Source organism: Paenibacillus sp. SSG-1 (genome assembly GCF_002224835.1).
GTDB lineage: Bacteria > Bacillota > Bacilli > Paenibacillales > Paenibacillaceae > Paenibacillus_AQ > Paenibacillus_AQ favisporus.
The window spans coordinates 3,045,230-3,060,090 of the sequence record NZ_MBRK01000001.1 but is presented as its reverse complement, the minus strand read 5'-3'; the positions used below and the strand labels follow the sequence as shown (position 1 = coordinate 3,060,090).

16 protein-coding genes are annotated in these 14,861 nt (G+C 46.9%); 8 read left to right on the top strand and 8 right to left on the bottom strand.

The window, feature by feature from the left end:
* Positions 1-8: 8 nt before the first annotated feature.
* Entirely contained in the window at positions 9-1,223 is a 1,215-nt protein-coding gene (locus BCV73_RS14140; protein WP_089547608.1) for an MFS transporter, read from the bottom strand.
* A gap of 244 nt (positions 1,224-1,467) precedes the next feature.
* Positions 1,468-2,313, bottom strand: a complete 846-nt coding sequence (locus BCV73_RS14135; protein WP_089547607.1) for an SDR family oxidoreductase — start codon at positions 2,311-2,313, stop codon at positions 1,468-1,470.
* Positions 2,314-2,407: 94 nt separating this feature from the next.
* On the opposite strand from BCV73_RS14135, the gene BCV73_RS14130 reads away from it, so the two are divergent.
* A complete protein-coding gene (locus BCV73_RS14130) occupies positions 2,408-2,821 on the top strand; it encodes a MerR family transcriptional regulator (RefSeq protein WP_089547606.1) in 414 nt (137 codons plus the stop codon).
* Between the two features lie 35 nt (positions 2,822-2,856).
* Here the strand turns inward: BCV73_RS14130 and BCV73_RS14125 are convergent, their stop codons facing one another.
* Positions 2,857-3,768: a helix-turn-helix transcriptional regulator gene (locus BCV73_RS14125; protein WP_089547605.1), complete on the bottom strand. Its 912-nt coding sequence runs from the start codon at positions 3,766-3,768 to the stop codon at positions 2,857-2,859.
* Positions 3,769-3,973: 205 nt separating this feature from the next.
* Complete coding sequence (locus BCV73_RS14120) at positions 3,974-4,834, bottom strand: SDR family oxidoreductase (RefSeq protein ID WP_089547604.1); 861 nt, start codon at positions 4,832-4,834, stop codon at positions 3,974-3,976.
* 198 nt (positions 4,835-5,032) lie between these two features.
* Here BCV73_RS14120 and BCV73_RS14115 point away from each other — a divergent pair, with 198 nt between their 5' ends.
* Complete coding sequence (locus tag BCV73_RS14115) at positions 5,033-5,626, top strand: TetR family transcriptional regulator (protein WP_089547603.1); 594 nt, start codon at positions 5,033-5,035, stop codon at positions 5,624-5,626.
* Positions 5,627-5,721: 95 nt separating this feature from the next.
* Here the strand turns inward: BCV73_RS14115 and BCV73_RS14110 are convergent, their stop codons facing one another.
* Entirely contained in the window at positions 5,722-6,234 is a 513-nt protein-coding gene (locus BCV73_RS14110; RefSeq protein ID WP_218828239.1) for a hypothetical protein, read from the bottom strand.
* 1 nt (position 6,235) lies between these two features.
* On the opposite strand from BCV73_RS14110, the gene BCV73_RS35435 reads away from it, so the two are divergent.
* Entirely contained in the window at positions 6,236-6,376 is a 141-nt protein-coding gene (locus BCV73_RS35435) for a hypothetical protein (RefSeq protein WP_256992857.1), read from the top strand.
* Between the two features lie 115 nt (positions 6,377-6,491).
* Here the strand turns inward: BCV73_RS35435 and BCV73_RS14100 are convergent, their stop codons facing one another.
* Entirely contained in the window at positions 6,492-7,964 is a 1,473-nt protein-coding gene (locus BCV73_RS14100) for an MFS transporter (RefSeq protein WP_089547601.1), read from the bottom strand.
* Between the two features lie 368 nt (positions 7,965-8,332).
* On the opposite strand from BCV73_RS14100, the gene BCV73_RS14095 reads away from it, so the two are divergent.
* The 4 genes from BCV73_RS14095 to BCV73_RS14085 all read left to right on the top strand — a co-directional run bounded on the left by BCV73_RS14095 (position 8,333) and on the right by BCV73_RS14085 (position 12,458).
* Positions 8,333-8,773, top strand: a complete 441-nt coding sequence (locus BCV73_RS14095; protein ID WP_089547600.1) for a DUF5946 family protein — start codon at positions 8,333-8,335, stop codon at positions 8,771-8,773.
* 33 nt (positions 8,774-8,806) lie between these two features.
* The gene (locus tag BCV73_RS35055) at positions 8,807-8,953 is read left to right on the top strand and encodes a hypothetical protein (RefSeq protein ID WP_179231998.1); all 147 of its coding nucleotides are present in this window, start codon (positions 8,807-8,809) and stop codon (positions 8,951-8,953) included.
* Positions 8,954-9,257: 304 nt separating this feature from the next.
* A complete protein-coding gene (locus tag BCV73_RS14090; protein ID WP_089547599.1) occupies positions 9,258-10,997 on the top strand; it encodes a Rieske (2Fe-2S) protein in 1,740 nt (579 codons plus the stop codon).
* A gap of 237 nt (positions 10,998-11,234) precedes the next feature.
* Complete coding sequence (locus BCV73_RS14085) at positions 11,235-12,458, top strand: RNA polymerase sigma factor (protein WP_089547598.1); 1,224 nt, start codon at positions 11,235-11,237, stop codon at positions 12,456-12,458.
* 78 nt (positions 12,459-12,536) lie between these two features.
* Here BCV73_RS14085 and BCV73_RS14080 read toward each other — a convergent pair whose 3' ends face one another.
* Complete coding sequence (locus tag BCV73_RS14080; protein ID WP_089547597.1) at positions 12,537-12,986, bottom strand: MarR family winged helix-turn-helix transcriptional regulator; 450 nt, start codon at positions 12,984-12,986, stop codon at positions 12,537-12,539.
* A gap of 134 nt (positions 12,987-13,120) precedes the next feature.
* On the opposite strand from BCV73_RS14080, the gene BCV73_RS14075 reads away from it, so the two are divergent.
* Positions 13,121-13,987, top strand: a complete 867-nt coding sequence (locus BCV73_RS14075) for an SDR family NAD(P)-dependent oxidoreductase (protein WP_481855837.1) — start codon at positions 13,121-13,123, stop codon at positions 13,985-13,987.
* Between the two features lie 119 nt (positions 13,988-14,106).
* On the opposite strand, the gene map is transcribed toward BCV73_RS14075, so the two are convergent.
* Entirely contained in the window at positions 14,107-14,859 is a 753-nt protein-coding gene (gene map, locus BCV73_RS14070) for a type I methionyl aminopeptidase (protein ID WP_089547595.1), read from the bottom strand.
* Positions 14,860-14,861 lie beyond the last annotated feature (2 nt).

Here is a 14,861-nt window from a genome sequence, read left to right as displayed (position 1 = left end):
GAATCATCCTATTGATTTATGCTGCCTGTTAACGCGTTTGTAGACGCCGATGACGATTTTTTATTCAATTTTCTTACCGAGACTAGACTGCTTGCAAGCAGAACAAATGCGCCAAAAAGATAAGGCAAGTCGATATGAATTTCATATAAGATCCCTGCGAGTAACGGTCCAAAGATCGTACCAAGGCTCGTATAGGCATTATTCATCCCTGCGACGAATCCTTGGTCCTCTCCAGCTTCTTTGGATAGGAGGGTGTTGATGGTTGGACGCAAAATATTATTGAATGAAAAAAATAGCATGGTGATGATCATGACATAATAGTAATTGCCTGAGAAAAGCAAGGATGCGAGCGTGAAAGCGGATAGCAAAAGCATGGCGACGATAACCCGCTTTTCCCCGAAGCGGCGGGTGATCCGATCGGTCAGGAGCACTTGGTTCAGCGTGCCGATCAAAGAGCACACGGTAAGTAAGATGGCGATTTGCTGCGTAGTGAAACCGTAACCCTGAACGACAAAAAGCGGAAAAATGGCTTCAAAATGCGTCAGACCAAACGTCATGGCGAAAACAATAAGCAGCAGGATAAAATAACGGGATTTTACGGAAAGACCAATTTGACGAAAGATATTGTCTTTCTTGTCCTGCACAGATTGGCGAAGCCGGCGGATCTCAGGCGACAGCGGCTCGGGGAGCATCCACATACTGCATATCATAGCCAGCAGACCAACGGATGCGGAAGCGAAGAAAGGCATTTTGATGCCCCATTCCGCAAGCAATCCTCCTACACCCGGCCCGATAATAAACCCTGAAGTCATCGATGCGCCTAACCAAGACATAGCCTTGCTGCGCTGGGCATCTTCTGTAATATCCGCAACGTAAGCAATAATCGCAGGGACCAGAGCGGCTGACCCGATTCCGCCGATCAGTCTCGACACGAATAATAAGGTTAAATCGCCTGCAAACGCCGCCAGTAAATTAGATATGGCAAATAAAATCAACCCTGTAATGATCATCGGTTTACGACCGTACCTATCGGACAAATTTCCTGCGAAGGGTGAGAATAGAAACTGTGTCAAACCGAAGCAAGAGACGAGATAGCCGGCGGCTTGGCCGCTTGCTGAAAACATTTCGAGCAGTTCCGGCACGATCGGAATGACGAGGCCCATGCTCAGATTGGCGAGAAACATATTCAATAGAAGTAATGGGAATGCGGATTTTGGTAACATCAATGATCTCCTCATGTAGTCAATATATAACGATGGAAACAGGATAAACGGATCCTTTCATTAATGTTAGCATGCATCAGTCCGCTTGAATAATATGAATAATATTTACGACAGGAATCATTTCTATATAGATGGCTATCCGTTTCCGATGAACAAAAGAGGCATACCAAGCGAATAACGATACCCTTTACTGCAAATAAAAAGGGTGTCCCTAGCCAATTAAGGCTTGGGACACCCTCCTATTTTATGCAAAATAATGCCCTTCCTTGAGATCGGCGATGAGTCCGGGCTGCATCGGTTTCCAGCCCAGAAGCTCCCGTGTTGCCTGACTCGCTTGTGCAGTATTATACAAGCTTGTAATGTCAAGGGCGGCAATGGCACCGAGAAAACCGAAATGGGCGGCAGCTTCTTCAGATGTGATGCTGACCGCCGGCACGTTCAATTGCCGTCCGATGACCTCGGCGATCTCGCGGAGCGGAATGCCTTCATCGCCGGCGCCAAGCAGCCGTGAGCCCGCCGGGGCGGATTCCAGCGCCAGACGGTACAGAACTGCAGCATCCAGGCGGTGAACCGCCGGCCATCGGTTCGTTCCATCACCGATGTAGGCGGCGAAGCCCTTCGACCGGGCGATGCTGATCATCATCGGGACAAAGCCCTTATCGCCTTCGCCGTGTACGGACGGTGCAAGCGAGACGATCGATGCCCGAATACCCCGCTTCGCCATCGCGAGCACGGCTTGATCCACGGCATGTCCATTGGCGTGTGCTGTAGTAATGAACGGCTTCCCGGAGCCTTCGAGCGCCGCTCCCATGACTTCTACGGCCCGCAAATCCAGAGCCAGCGCACCTTCAAAGTCGGAAAAATCGTTGGTGAACGCCAGATGAATCACGCCGTCCGCAGCCGCGGCGGCGCTGCTTAGCGTATCGAGATCGTCCAGCGTGCCGTACAGCGGTTCGGCTCCCGCTGCCTTTAATCCCGCGGCTTTCTCTTCAGAGCGGCAAAGACCCGATACGGTATGTCCCGCACCGATCAGTTCTTTGACAACCGCGGAACCGACATAGCCTGTTGCTCCTGTAACAAAAACATGCATCTTGAAATCCTCCTTCATGAGTTGACTGCTTGATCATGTTAAGCATAAACTATGAAGTGAACTCTAGGGCAAGCGGTCCAAAGGAGAAAAGACGATCAAAATTCAGGAACTGGCGGATAAGATGGGATTAACGATTCATACGATCCGCTATTATGAAAAGGAAGGCTTACTGGATGATCGGCATGTCCGCCGAGAAAGCAACAATTACCGCAACTATTCGGATGAGGCTGTCGAGCGGTTGAAGCTCATCAAGAAGTTCCAGTCCATCGGCTGTTCACTGGCTGAACTGAAGGAAGTGCTGCAGGACCACGACGCCAACACGCACACGAACCAGCAGATTATCGATTGGATTCGTGGCAAGAAAAAGGAGATCGAAGGCAAGAAGGAAGAATATGACCATATGCTGGTCACTCTTAACTGGATGCTGGAGTATCGGACTCTGCTCATGGTCGATCCGCAAAAAGCACAAGAGATGCTAAAGGCTTGGCATGCCGGCTCATCCGATTGAGCTGCTGACGCGTTTCGTCTCCTTTTGGCAGCCATTTAGGAATATTGATTCACCATTTCAAGTAAATAATTTCGAAATTGTTCAGCATACGATGGGGGCTCCACGACTTTTAGGTTTGTGCCGAAGCTTGCTAAAAATTGAAATCCGATGTGGCTTTGAGGAACGTGGATGGTTGCCAAGAATAAGTCAGAACTATAATTTTCAATACTTTTACGGCCATACCGTTCAATGAATTGATCCTTTACGCTGGGCGAAATCAACGCTCTTACAGCGACCAGTTCCGGTTGGTAACTTGGCTCATATTCTTGATCTAAGGAATAATCTCTAGGGTTAAACGTTTTTTCATCCACTTGAAGATGGTCGATCCGGGATAATTTAAACGTTCTATACCTCATGCGATGCAGACAGAATCCTTTCAAATACCAACTCGTTTCGCTAAAATGAAGCTGATACGGCTCGACCATTCTGTCCGTGATCATGCCGTTTTTATCAATATACTCAAATGAAATCAACCTTCTTGCTAATATTGCTTCCTCACACTTCTTCAAGGTTTGACGAATTTCAGACCTGCCCTCCCAATCATAAAAAGACAGTTGAACTGAACTTTTGGGAGCCAACGGGCTAACCATGGCCTCTATTTTTTTTATAGTCACATCCACTTCTTCGCTGATCAGAATTTGTTCCAATCCACTGAGTGCCGTTAAAATATTCTCCAAATCGGTGCTGCTTAAAAGGCGTTTATCAACCTTATACTCGTCCATAATACCGTAGCCGCCATGAACTCCGTTGACCGAATAGATGGGGATGTTGGATACACTCAATGTTTCCATATCACGCAGAATCGTTCTTTTGGTAACGTTGAACAATTGTGCGAATTCTGTGGTTGAAACGACATCCTTTTTCAGCAGGATCATGATGATCGATATTAATCTCTCAACCTTTTCCATTTGTACTCCTTCTTTTAGATCGTTGATTTATAAATGGTGACATCATACTGTCACCTCTTTGTCATTATACTATATACAAGAAGGAGGTTTTACTACATGTCGGCGATTGTCTATTGTTGACAAAAAAATGGAGCAAAGGAAAATTAAAAGATCAAGAACGGATCAGGCCATCCAAAGCGGACAGCCCTTATCCGAGGTTTATCATTTAAGCGTTAATTAAACTGTCTTTTAAAAAATCCGAAAAATTTACTGGTGATCTGCCAATCAGATGTTCCAATGCGGGATTGGTTTGCGAAAAATCTCCGAGTCGACTTGCCTGAAACATCCCCGTAAGCATGTCGACCATCGCTTTCGGCAGTCCCCGGGACACCAAGTGGATCCGATATTCATCATCCGACACGACAATTCGCCGAATGGGTCGATCCAAAGCCTTGGAAGCTATCGATGCGATTCCACTCATGTCCATCGCTTCAGAAGCCGTAAGGGGAGGAGTGATACCGTCATATCTCTGCTCTGTCAGGATGACCGCTGCGGCTTCAGCCAGGTCGGAATGGGTGGTCCAGGCGACTGGACCATCTTCGGGAGCAATCAATTCGCCTGTTTCCAAGGCATCACCCATCCACATGATCGCTGATGCGGCATAAAATCCGTTTCGGAGCGACGTGAATGCCATTCCTGAAGATTGTAACATCTCTTCTGTAGCAGCATGAACGTTCATGGGAGAAAAGTGTGATGTTGCCGATGAAAACATTTGGCTTGTATACAGCAATCGACCAACTCCAGCCTTCTTTGCCGCGTCGATTGCGGTTTGATGCTGACGAACAGCAGCTTCTCCAAGGGAGTGGGACGAGATCATGAGAACTTGAGATGCTTCCTCAAAAGCGTAAAGAAGACTTTCGGAATCATCGAAATTTCCTTGCCGAACACGGACTCCGCGTTCTTGTAGATCACGAACCTTGTCCACATCCCGGACACTGACACCAACATCCCCGGCAGGAAGACGCTTCAGAAGTTCCTCTACGACCTTACGGCCCAATTTTCCATTCGCTCCAGTAACGACAATCATTTCTAACTCATCCTTTCGTCTGCAAATCAGATTAAGCGTTTCTTGCCATACGATTTTGCATGTGCAATCATAATCGTATAAGTTTAGTTAAAAGGAATGAGCCCGTGCGAACAACCTGCAAATCGCTGTTTTTGTCCTGTTCCCAACATAGTTGTCCTTTTGTCTGTTATTTGAGTTCAAGAGAAAGAGGGGGTACACATGTCTGTAAATCCCGAAGATCCGCGTGTTATAAGGACCCGTCAATTGTTCGTGCAGGCATTTAACGATTTGGTTGAGAAAAAGAAAAACCTCTATTCCATATCTGTGCAAGATATCACGAAACAAGCAGCTGTAAATCGAACAACATTTTATGCGCATTTTCAGGACAAATATGACTTTCTTGAATATTGGATGAAGGATAAATTCCAAATGGCACTAAGGGATAGACTCCCGGAAGAAACAAGATGCAATGCGAACAATTTGCGAACCCTTCTTCAAACCCTATTCGAGTTTCTTTTGCGGTTTCAACAATGTAGTACGCCGGGAGACAAACCGTTTGAAGCGATGCTTGAAAATGTGATACATCAGGATCTTCATCGACTCCTGCTTAAACGGGTCAATGAAATGGATATACAGGGCTTTTCGCCAGAAAAATTAGAAGCTGCAGCACTCGTTATCAGTTGGGGCATGTTCGGAACGGTTTTGCTGTGGAGCCGGAACCCTCAAGATCACTCAGTGGAAACGATGTTTGAAGAGGTTGTTGAGGTTTTATCCGTCAATTTGGCTCCATTTTGGGAGCAAACAGCCAGCTGAAGAGAACCAAAAAGTCATAATCACATCATTGTGTTTATGACTTTTTAGTGTATAGGAGGGTATTCAAATGTCCGGATCGTCAAAATGGAGACGGCTTAGTAGAGAATATTTGGACTTTTGTAGGAGGGGAAGAGTATCTTCCATTTGCCATTAAACTTTTTCAGCGTGAAAGTAATATCTCTGGGGTTTGGTTTATTTTGCCCGGTTAATGCAACTAAGGCAACGTAACTGTCTTTTCCTAAAACAAAGAACTTTTTAATGGAGTAGCTCACAATTTGGTTTGAAATCGCATTTCGTTTATAACTTTCGAATGGCTCAGCAAATCCATTTTCAAAAACAATACATTGATAAGCTTCTTCGATATGTAATTGTTTCAGACTTCTAAGGTAGAAATCTAGGGACTTTTCTGGATCAGACTTATGAATATAATCAAAGAATATAAACGCTATTGCAATAACAATGATGACTCCAATGACTCTTTTCGTTGTCACAACCACCTCCGTTTCAGTGATATCGCCCCATGTGATTATACATAATTTCTTGCATAACTTGTATAAAACTAGAGAAGAGATTGCAAAGAATGGAATACCACTTGAATTCGGCCACACGTTGGAGCAGCAATTGCAGGGTCAAATCGATGCCGGTTTTGTCATTGCCGGGTTTTACGCAGATACCTTCGGAGGGGAAAAGCTCTTGGACCGCTATACGAACAGCTTTATTGCAACACGAGCCGTAAAACCTAAAGAATAATGGGTGTTTCTATATGTTGTTATAGGGCTAATTGGTGGGCTTTGTTTACGATTACAAGAACCGGATTCTCCTAGGGATCCGGTTCTTTTCTTTTTGTATTTCCTTGTATTTGCGATCATTCAAACTCTATCTTTTCCGAATTTTTAATCGGGCGAGTCCCTTGCCGTTTTCTTTGCGTGCCCAGTAAAAACAGTCCCAGCAGGATGGCGAGTGCAAGAAAGGCTGCGAACAACCGAAAACCAACATTCGTCGCATGAATAAAGGCATCCCTTGATGAAATCATGTCATGATTCTGGGCCCCCGACAACAAATGAGAAGCAACATCAGACTCCGCCACCCATTGAATGATGACGAGAACAAGCGCTTGGCTGATCGCACGGCACATATTGTAAACGGTCCAGAACACTCCTGATGCAGGTCCGGCTTGATTTTGTGGAGCCGCTGACAGCACAGCTTTCGCAAGCGATGGCCAGGAGAGCCCGGTTGCTGCAGATATAATCATAAGCGGAATGATGACAGCTGCTCTCGACATCTCGGGGCCGAGCTGTCCGAGTAATAGGATGGAAAGACCGATTAGAAACGAACCAAGCAATATCATTCTTGCCGGGCCGAAACGGTCCGCAAGTTTGCCTCCTAATGGAGCCGTGAACAGTTGGGGTACGGATAAAGGGATCAGCATGAGCCCTGCTTCCAAGGGGCTGAGGTGTTGAGCACCTTGCAAATACAGTGTCAATAAAATGGAAACAGCAAAATAACCGATGCAATAGCTCGCCGTGATTCCAAGCCCAATTGTATAATCCCGATAGCCGAGGAGACCCAGATCAAACAAAGGGTGTCGGACTTTTTTCTCAATGAAAACGAATGCGGTCCAAAGGAGAATTCCAAGCGCGAGCAGCCCAAGCGTTATAATCGTTGCCCAACCCCAGGATTGCGCTTCGGACAAGACAATGAGAAAAGCGGTTAATCCTGTCCCATAGGTAAGTAAGCCTGGCCAGTCCGTCCTGGCTTTTTGCAATTCGGCAGATTCTCTTAAAATAAAAAATCCGGCGATCAAGCCCAAGATTCCGAGCGGAACGATAACGTAGAACATAGAGCGCCAGCCGAACCCGCCGATGAGTGCCCCTCCGACAACAGGGCCGAGAAGAGAACCGGTCACCCATGCGATGTTGTTGATGCCAAGGGCTCTTCCAAGTTCTTGGGGAGGAAAGGTCCGCATCAGAATCGGGGTGGATGCTGCCATCGCCATAGCGGCCCCTGCTCCTTGCAGCAGACGAGCGAGGATCAACATCGTACCGGAACCTGCCATACCACAAAGAGCGGTAGCTACAGTGAATAAAGCAAATCCCCATAGAAAAATCCGTTTCGTTCCAAACATGTCTGACCAACGGCCGGAAGGAAGCAAAAATACAGTACTTGTGATGTAGAACGAGGTAAGCGTCCACATTCCAAGTTCCAGCGAAAGATGCAAATCCTCCATGAGTGGTGGGAGACCATTGACCACAATCGTCGCATCCAGATTCGTGATAAAGGACACCAGCGTGACGACAAACAATACGGACCATTTACCCGATTTCCCACGTGTGATCATAAAGGCACCTCCTCATTGGAATTGTTCCTCGCATGGTCCAGCAGCCAGGATTTTTTTCGATTAGCACTTGATCATACGTATGTTTCAAGTCAGCCGATATCATGCTACTCCTCCTAAACGCTTTTTTCATCTTGCTTGAGGCTTTGCACAATTTTAACACTTCAGAAAATGAATGCCGCCGAAAAAGGAGCATCTATTTTTGAGCTGTCTACACGCATTAGCTATTGACTCTCTCGCAAGGTGAAGGTTTATCATTACGGAGAAAGAAGAAGTCAGCGGCATCTAATAATATGATTTGAAAAAATAAGGATTAGAAAGACGCTTAACATTTAGGGGTTATTAATGCGAGTGGATGAGGAGAAAAATACATGCCGAATACTTGTGTTTTATGCAACGCCGTTCTGCCTCAGGGGATCACCTGCGAATCGATTTTCAACGAATTTTTGGCACTTGAATTCAACGATCCCAGCTATGGACGGGTTCACTTTCTCACCGTTGCCTCCTACATGGTTCAACACCAAGGTTATAGCGATGAGATGTACGCTTGGGTCCAATCCGCATTACAGAAGCATTTGGAGGAAGGCTACGCTACGGAGTTGATTCGCCAAGATATGGCCAAAGGACCCGGAAGCACGAAGGGGATTCGAAGGCCATTGGATGCGCAGCCTCTCCCCAAAATATATTGGACCATGACGATCGCTGACGTGGCGGCGCAGATGTATGACGCCGAAAGCTATTGCAAGCTCATCGAGCAGTGGGGACGTGCTACGCTGAAAGAGATGGGACCCCTTGTTTTGAAAAAGATTTAAAACTTTTAATCATGAGCTAAGGAAAGCATCTAATTGTCGACATATCTTTTCCCTGTCCAGGACAGCTCCTGTCAGTTCCTGAGCGTATTTACCCCTGACCTGAAGGACGACTCGGTGGAGCGTCTGGCCATTTTGGCGGATCAGTCGTTGAAGCAAACACCTGCCGTCTTGAAAGGGTAGGAATAAACCGAAAAGAACATCCCTGGTACTGCAAAGTTTTAAGTGAGCCAGAGAACGATAAATTGCTTTTTAAGATCAGGGTATGAAGAAAGACCAGTTCACAGTTCACGCTGTGAAACTGGTTTTTTTGTTCTGAGATTGCAGGCTAAGAGAGCAGCATCAGAGGACAAGAGCATGTAGGTTATCTGAAATCAACATAGTAAAAATTTTATCAACTTTTTAAATAAAAATGTTTAATAAGTGTTCGGAATCATATAATCTGTATACAACGAAAGCAAATGAATTCAAAAATGGAGGCGTTTTCATGAATGGTTGGATTCAGGTGGGTTCGATAGAAGAGCTTCGAAATCAAGGGCCGAAGTTGATCAAAGGGGGCATCGTCGTTTTTTATCACGAAGATCAAGTGCATGCGCTCGATAACCGATGTCCACACCTCGGTTTTCCTCTCCATATGGGCAGTTTGTGCAATGGAATTTTGACATGCCACTGGCATCATGCAAGGTTTGATGTATGCAGCGGGGGAACGCTCGACCCTTGGGCGGACGATGTTCCTGTACATGATCTTACCGTTCATGACGGATTGATTTGGGTCAATCCAAGTTCCCGAAACGGCAATCAAGTACAACTGTATAAGGATCGGCTTCTAAGCGGACTTGAGCAAAATATCGGTCTTGTCATCGCGAAGGCCATCGTCGGATTAATGGAGGCGGGCGTTCCGGGGAAGGAAATCGCAGCGGTCGGGATCGAATTTGGAGCCAAACAGCGCAGGGAAGGGTGGGGCTCCGGATTAACGATTCTGACTGCGATGACCAACATTCTGCCTAAGCTGGATAAGCAAGGCCAGATCCTTGCGTTGTTTCAAGGATTGCTGCACACGGCGCGCGATTCAGCCGGAAGCGGAACGCGCTTCTTGCTCGATCCGCTTCCGAATACAGACGTCTCCATTGAACGGTTAACAGAGTGGTACTGCGAGTGCATCGAGGTTCGGGATACGCGCGGCGCGGAACGGGTGCTTCTGACCGCCGTTCAGGCGGGGGCGGATGAGAGCCGGTTATTCTCCATGATGAGCATGGCGGCAACGGACCATTTTTATATTAATGGAGGCCACACACTGGATTTCCACAATAAAGCTTTTGAGAGCTTGAAGTATGTCGGACACGAACAGCGTGCGGATGTCCTCGCTTCGCTCGTTCCGATGTTTGGGAACGCATCGCGCAGTGAGGAGCTTCATAGCTGGCAATCTCCAGTCAATTTGGTTCAGCCGTTGAAGGAAGCGTTCGAGGAGTTATCCAGTAAGGGAATTTCATCTGGAAAAGGGGGCCCCGGCATTGGCGAGGAGGAACTGCTTCAAGCGCTGCTCGGAGACGATCCGCTTCGGACGATTCGCTTGTTAAAGGAGGCTTTGCTCGGTGGCGCCTCTCCGGTGCGTATATCACAAATTGCCGCATTGGCTGCGGCTGAACGGATCGTCCGCTTCCATATCCATAACGATTTCGGAGACTGGATTTCGGTACTGCACACGTTCACGCATGCTCACGCGGTTCATGAAGGCTTGATTCGTTCCGCCGATCCAGGGCTGGTTCGGGGGATTTTTCATACGGCGGTTACCATTTACCTCGACCGGTTTTTGAATATCCCGGCTGCCCCGAGATTAAGTGAAGTTAGCGCGAGCGAAGAAGTGCCGCAGCCCTTGGAACTGTTGGAGATTCTCAATAAGCAGCAGCAAGTGGCGCCGGCTGCGGCATGGGTGATCCGTTACCTGCACAGCGGCGGTAAGCCGGAGCCATTATTCAACGTCCTGGGTCATGCACTGCTGCGAGAGGATGCGGAATTCCACTCCTTCCAGATGTACGAGGCAGCCGTAGCGGAATATGACCGTTGGGCATCCGGGTCTGGGCCGTTTGCTGAGAAGGCGTGCGAAACGCTGATCCTTGCAGCTACCCGTTATTTGGCAGCGCATGCTCCTACTTCCCGTGAGCTGCCTCATACAGCGAAAATTGCATGGCGGCTCCATCGTGGAGAGAAATTGTTCGAGGAAGAATAGGTGATTCGGTGACGATGTCATTCCTATAATGTAGAATGAATGGTGCTGAAAATAGGCTTTCGATATCATCGGTGGCCTATTTTCTTTTGTATAGGAAAGAGATCATGTACTATTGAGAGCTGATTTAAGCTGTAAAAGATATAGCGATGTAATTACATAATATTTTTTTGTAATGTACGTGGCTTTTTGGCTCCCTCTGGTGTCTAATTCATTGTAAATCAAGAGGAGGTTCTCATCATGTCAGGAGCTCACGACACAAAACCTGTTTATCCGGATGAACAGGCGATCATCACAAGCTTTGAAAGGGCGTATGAGCAGTATCGTCAAAGAATCCGCAACTATTTCTCGCTGAAATTAAACCCGATGGTTGCGGATGACTTGACTCAACAGGTATTTTTGAAAGCTGTCGAAAACATTCAGAGCTTTAAAGGCAGCTCTAATTTGTTCACGTGGATATTTAAGATTGCTCAGAATACGGTCAAAAACGAATACCGGAGGTTGTCACGAAAAAAAGAATCTCCTTTTGATTTTACAGAGTATGAGTCACAGTCGATCTCCCTTGAGTTTACAAAATTTGTTGATTTTCGGATGGATATTGGGGCTGCGCTAAAAGAATTAGATGAGGTTGACCAAGAAATAATTTCACTACGTTTTTTTGTGGATTGCACCTTATCTGAAATCTCCAAAATCGTTGGAATGCGTGAGAGTGCCGTAAAGAACAGATTGTACAGATCACTGGAAAGACTAAAAAAGGAATTGAAAGAATGGGGGGAAATTACCATCATGTCTATTCAAGATTTGATTTCCTTTGTAGATAAGGGTGGCAGTGATAGCACGAGCAAACGTTTGAAAAAGGTTCAACAAGATTTGTTTGCTGAACTCAGCAATAATGTAGAGCGTATCTCGACAAAATACAACCACCATCCATCACAAAAGATAGTGATTGAAATATACCCGGATCTTCCAACGTTTCATCGAGCTGTAGGCGAAGCCGATGCACCCAATTGGTTTATGGGCACATATGAAGGACATATTCTTAAAATCGTATCACCGTTGAATCCAGGACCTGAGCATACGTATCAATCCATCCTGAAAAGCACGGTCCATCTGTTCACCATGTGGTTAATCAATGAAATTAATCCAGCGGCTCCGAAATGGATCAGGCAGGGGATAGGCGGATACGAAGCGAAACAAATGACTCAAGACTTTATTAAAGGCTCGACAGAAGATGCAATCCGCAATTTGGCGATCCCGTCATTTGATGAGTTAAATAACGATACTTGGGATTTTGAAACGATGAAAGGATTCCAGTTCTCCTATATGTTCGTCGAATTTGTTGTTGAGCAATATGGAATGGATACATTAAACAAAGTGATCCGTTATCCGCATGATTTTAACGGAATCTTTCAATGTTCTGAATTGGAACTGCATAAGAAAATGGTTGAGTATATCAGTGGATGATTGCCTGTATAAGGGGACCATCTGAGGTTGAAAATCACCGGCACGCATGCCGGTGATTTTTTTGTTGAGCGTTCTATTTTACAAACCATTAAAGCGCTTAAGCATCTGAATAAAAGCCTCCAGACTGGAGTCGTCCCAGCCCGAAATGCGGTCATAAAATTCAGCGCCTTTTTCATTCATGGCCAGTACGGCTTTGTCGCGTCCCAAATCAGTTACAGACAGCACGACGCCGCGGCGATCATGGGGGTCAGGTTCACTATGAACATAACCTGCTTTTTTGAGCTGGGCGACGAGTCTGCTTACGGAGCTGCGGTCCATAGCCAAGGAATCAGCCAATGAGGTAGCGCTGGACGGACCGTAGGCTAGAAGCCATCGAACCAGCAGGAACGCAGCGGGCTGCAAATTCGGATCAAATACAGCCGCTGTTTTTACATGAAGGGCATGGGATGCGCTTAACAGGGCATTCAACTGCTGACCAAGATAGATTTCCAGCTGCGCTCTCCCGGTTTCGTGATTGTTGTTGTCCATAATAAACTCCCATCGATTCCAAAATAGTTGACATATATCAAACAAATAAATATAGTTGAGATATATCAATTATATGAAAGAAATACGCACTCATCAAGTTCAATGCATCCAAGTAAGGAATCGGGGAGGAATCTATCATGTCAGATCCCATTATTGCGATAACAGGGGCAACGAGAGGCTTAGGACAATTGGCAGCCATTAGCCTGGCTAAGCAAGGCGCCCATCTCATATTAACGGCGAGGAGCGAAAGGGCAGCGGAAATAACGAGAGATATACTTAGCCAGCATGCCCCCAACGCAAAGGTAGGCTTTTTTTTCGGTGATCTTTCACTCATGGACCAAGTTAGACAGGTTGGGAATGAAATACGCTCGGCTTATCCTAAAATTGATGTATTGGTAAACAATGCGGGCTTGCATGGTTTCGAACAACGTATTACCAAGGATGGATACCCGGAGATGGTAGCGGTCAACTATTTAGCGCCTTGGCTGCTGACGCACTTGCTGCTTCCTTCGCTGAAGAATGCTGAGCAAGCAAGAATTATTAATGTAGCTTCCGAAGCCTTCCGCCATCACGGGGAACTTAAGCTGCCCCAAGACCTTACGGACACCGCGGAGTTTTCGCGATGGGGTTCCTCCAAAATCTATGGAAAAACGAAGCTGTTGAATATCATGTTTACGGGTGAAATGTCGCGGCGGTTGGACGGAACAAGCATCACGGTGAATGCGCTTAATCCCGGTTTCAACGTAACGGGTCTGGGACGTGAGCTAGCGTTTTCGTCGGTTCTCGAGAAAGCATTGCGATTTTTAAAAATTGGGGATCCGCGGAGAGGTGCGGAGATCATCGTTCAATTAGTCACGGATTCAAGGTATCGGGGCGTTACTGGCGGGTATTTTAATGTCGGTACCGGGAAAGCGATCACTCCAGTACATCCTGGCGGGGATTCCAACACGCAGAGTCTGTTATGGAATGCCACTGAGACATTGTTAAAGCCCTATTTATAAAAAACTTTGAGATCATCTTGCTGAGATGGTGCGTTTTACAATTACGATGAAAAGGGGAAGGGCATCATTAAGAAAGATGAAAACCCTGCCGGCTATGTGCTGGCAGGGTTTGATTGAATCTAATTCTTTTGCTCGGTCAATATGATCGGTCCATCCGCAGTGATGGCGATCGTATGCTCGTACTGCGCAGAAAGTGAGCCGTCGGCGGTTCTTGCAGTCCATCCGTCGGCGTCAACCGTCATGAATGCTTTTCCGGCATTGATCATCGGCTCAATCGTCATAACCATTCCTTCTTTCAAGCGGAACCCTTTGCCCGGCTTCCCGACATGGGGATAATTAGGTTCCTCGTGCATCTCACGTCCCACGCCGTGACCGAGCAGATCCCGCACCACCGAGTAGCCGTTGCGCTCCGCATGGCTTTGAACCGCGTGCATCACATCGCCGATCCGGTTTCCGACGACGGCTTTTTCGATACCAAGGTATAAGCACTCCTTCGTTACCCGCATTAAATTACGGGCTTCTTCCGATACCTCGCCAACTGCATAGCTCCAAGCTGAATCGCCGATCCAGCCATCCGCTTCCGCGACAATATCGATGGTGACGATGTCGCCTTCCTTGAGCGGCCTAGGGCTCGGAAAACCGTGCGCAATGACGTCGTTGACAGACGCACAAGTCGCATACGGATATCCGTTGTAGCCGACCGTATATGCCCTGGCGTTATTCTCCTTCAGGAACCGCACAGCGAACAACTCAATGTCGAGCGTTGAGACTCCCGGCCGGATCATTCCTGCGATGGCTTGATGAAAAGCAGCGACAATTCGGCCGGCTTTTCTCATTTGTTCAATTTCCGCTTTCGATTTCAGGGTGATCATTC

Excerpts from the sequence above, each read along its gene's own strand:
- BCV73_RS14090 (WP_089547599.1), top strand. The coding sequence starts at position 9,258 with ATGAATGGTTGGATTCAGGTGGGTTCGATAGAAGAGCTTCGAAATCAA.
- BCV73_RS14115 (WP_089547603.1), top strand. The coding sequence starts at position 5,033 with ATGTCTGTAAATCCCGAAGATCCGCGTGTTATAAGGACCCGTCAATTG.
- BCV73_RS14125 (WP_089547605.1), bottom strand. The coding sequence starts at position 3,768 with ATGGAAAAGGTTGAGAGATTAATATCGATCATCATGATCCTGCTGAAA.
- map (WP_089547595.1), bottom strand. The coding sequence starts at position 14,859 with ATGATCACCCTGAAATCGAAAGCGGAAATTGAACAAATGAGAAAAGCC.
- BCV73_RS14120 (WP_089547604.1), bottom strand. The coding sequence starts at position 4,834 with ATGATTGTCGTTACTGGAGCGAATGGAAAATTGGGCCGTAAGGTCGTA.
- BCV73_RS14100 (WP_089547601.1), bottom strand. The coding sequence starts at position 7,964 with ATGATCACACGTGGGAAATCGGGTAAATGGTCCGTATTGTTTGTCGTC.
- BCV73_RS14080 (WP_089547597.1), bottom strand. The coding sequence starts at position 12,986 with ATGGACAACAACAATCACGAAACCGGGAGAGCGCAGCTGGAAATCTAT.
- BCV73_RS14140 (WP_089547608.1), bottom strand. The coding sequence starts at position 1,223 with ATGTTACCAAAATCCGCATTCCCATTACTTCTATTGAATATGTTTCTC.
- BCV73_RS14135 (WP_089547607.1), bottom strand. The coding sequence starts at position 2,313 with ATGCATGTTTTTGTTACAGGAGCAACAGGCTATGTCGGTTCCGCGGTT.
- BCV73_RS14085 (WP_089547598.1), top strand. The coding sequence starts at position 11,235 with ATGTCAGGAGCTCACGACACAAAACCTGTTTATCCGGATGAACAGGCG.
- BCV73_RS14095 (WP_089547600.1), top strand. The coding sequence starts at position 8,333 with ATGCCGAATACTTGTGTTTTATGCAACGCCGTTCTGCCTCAGGGGATC.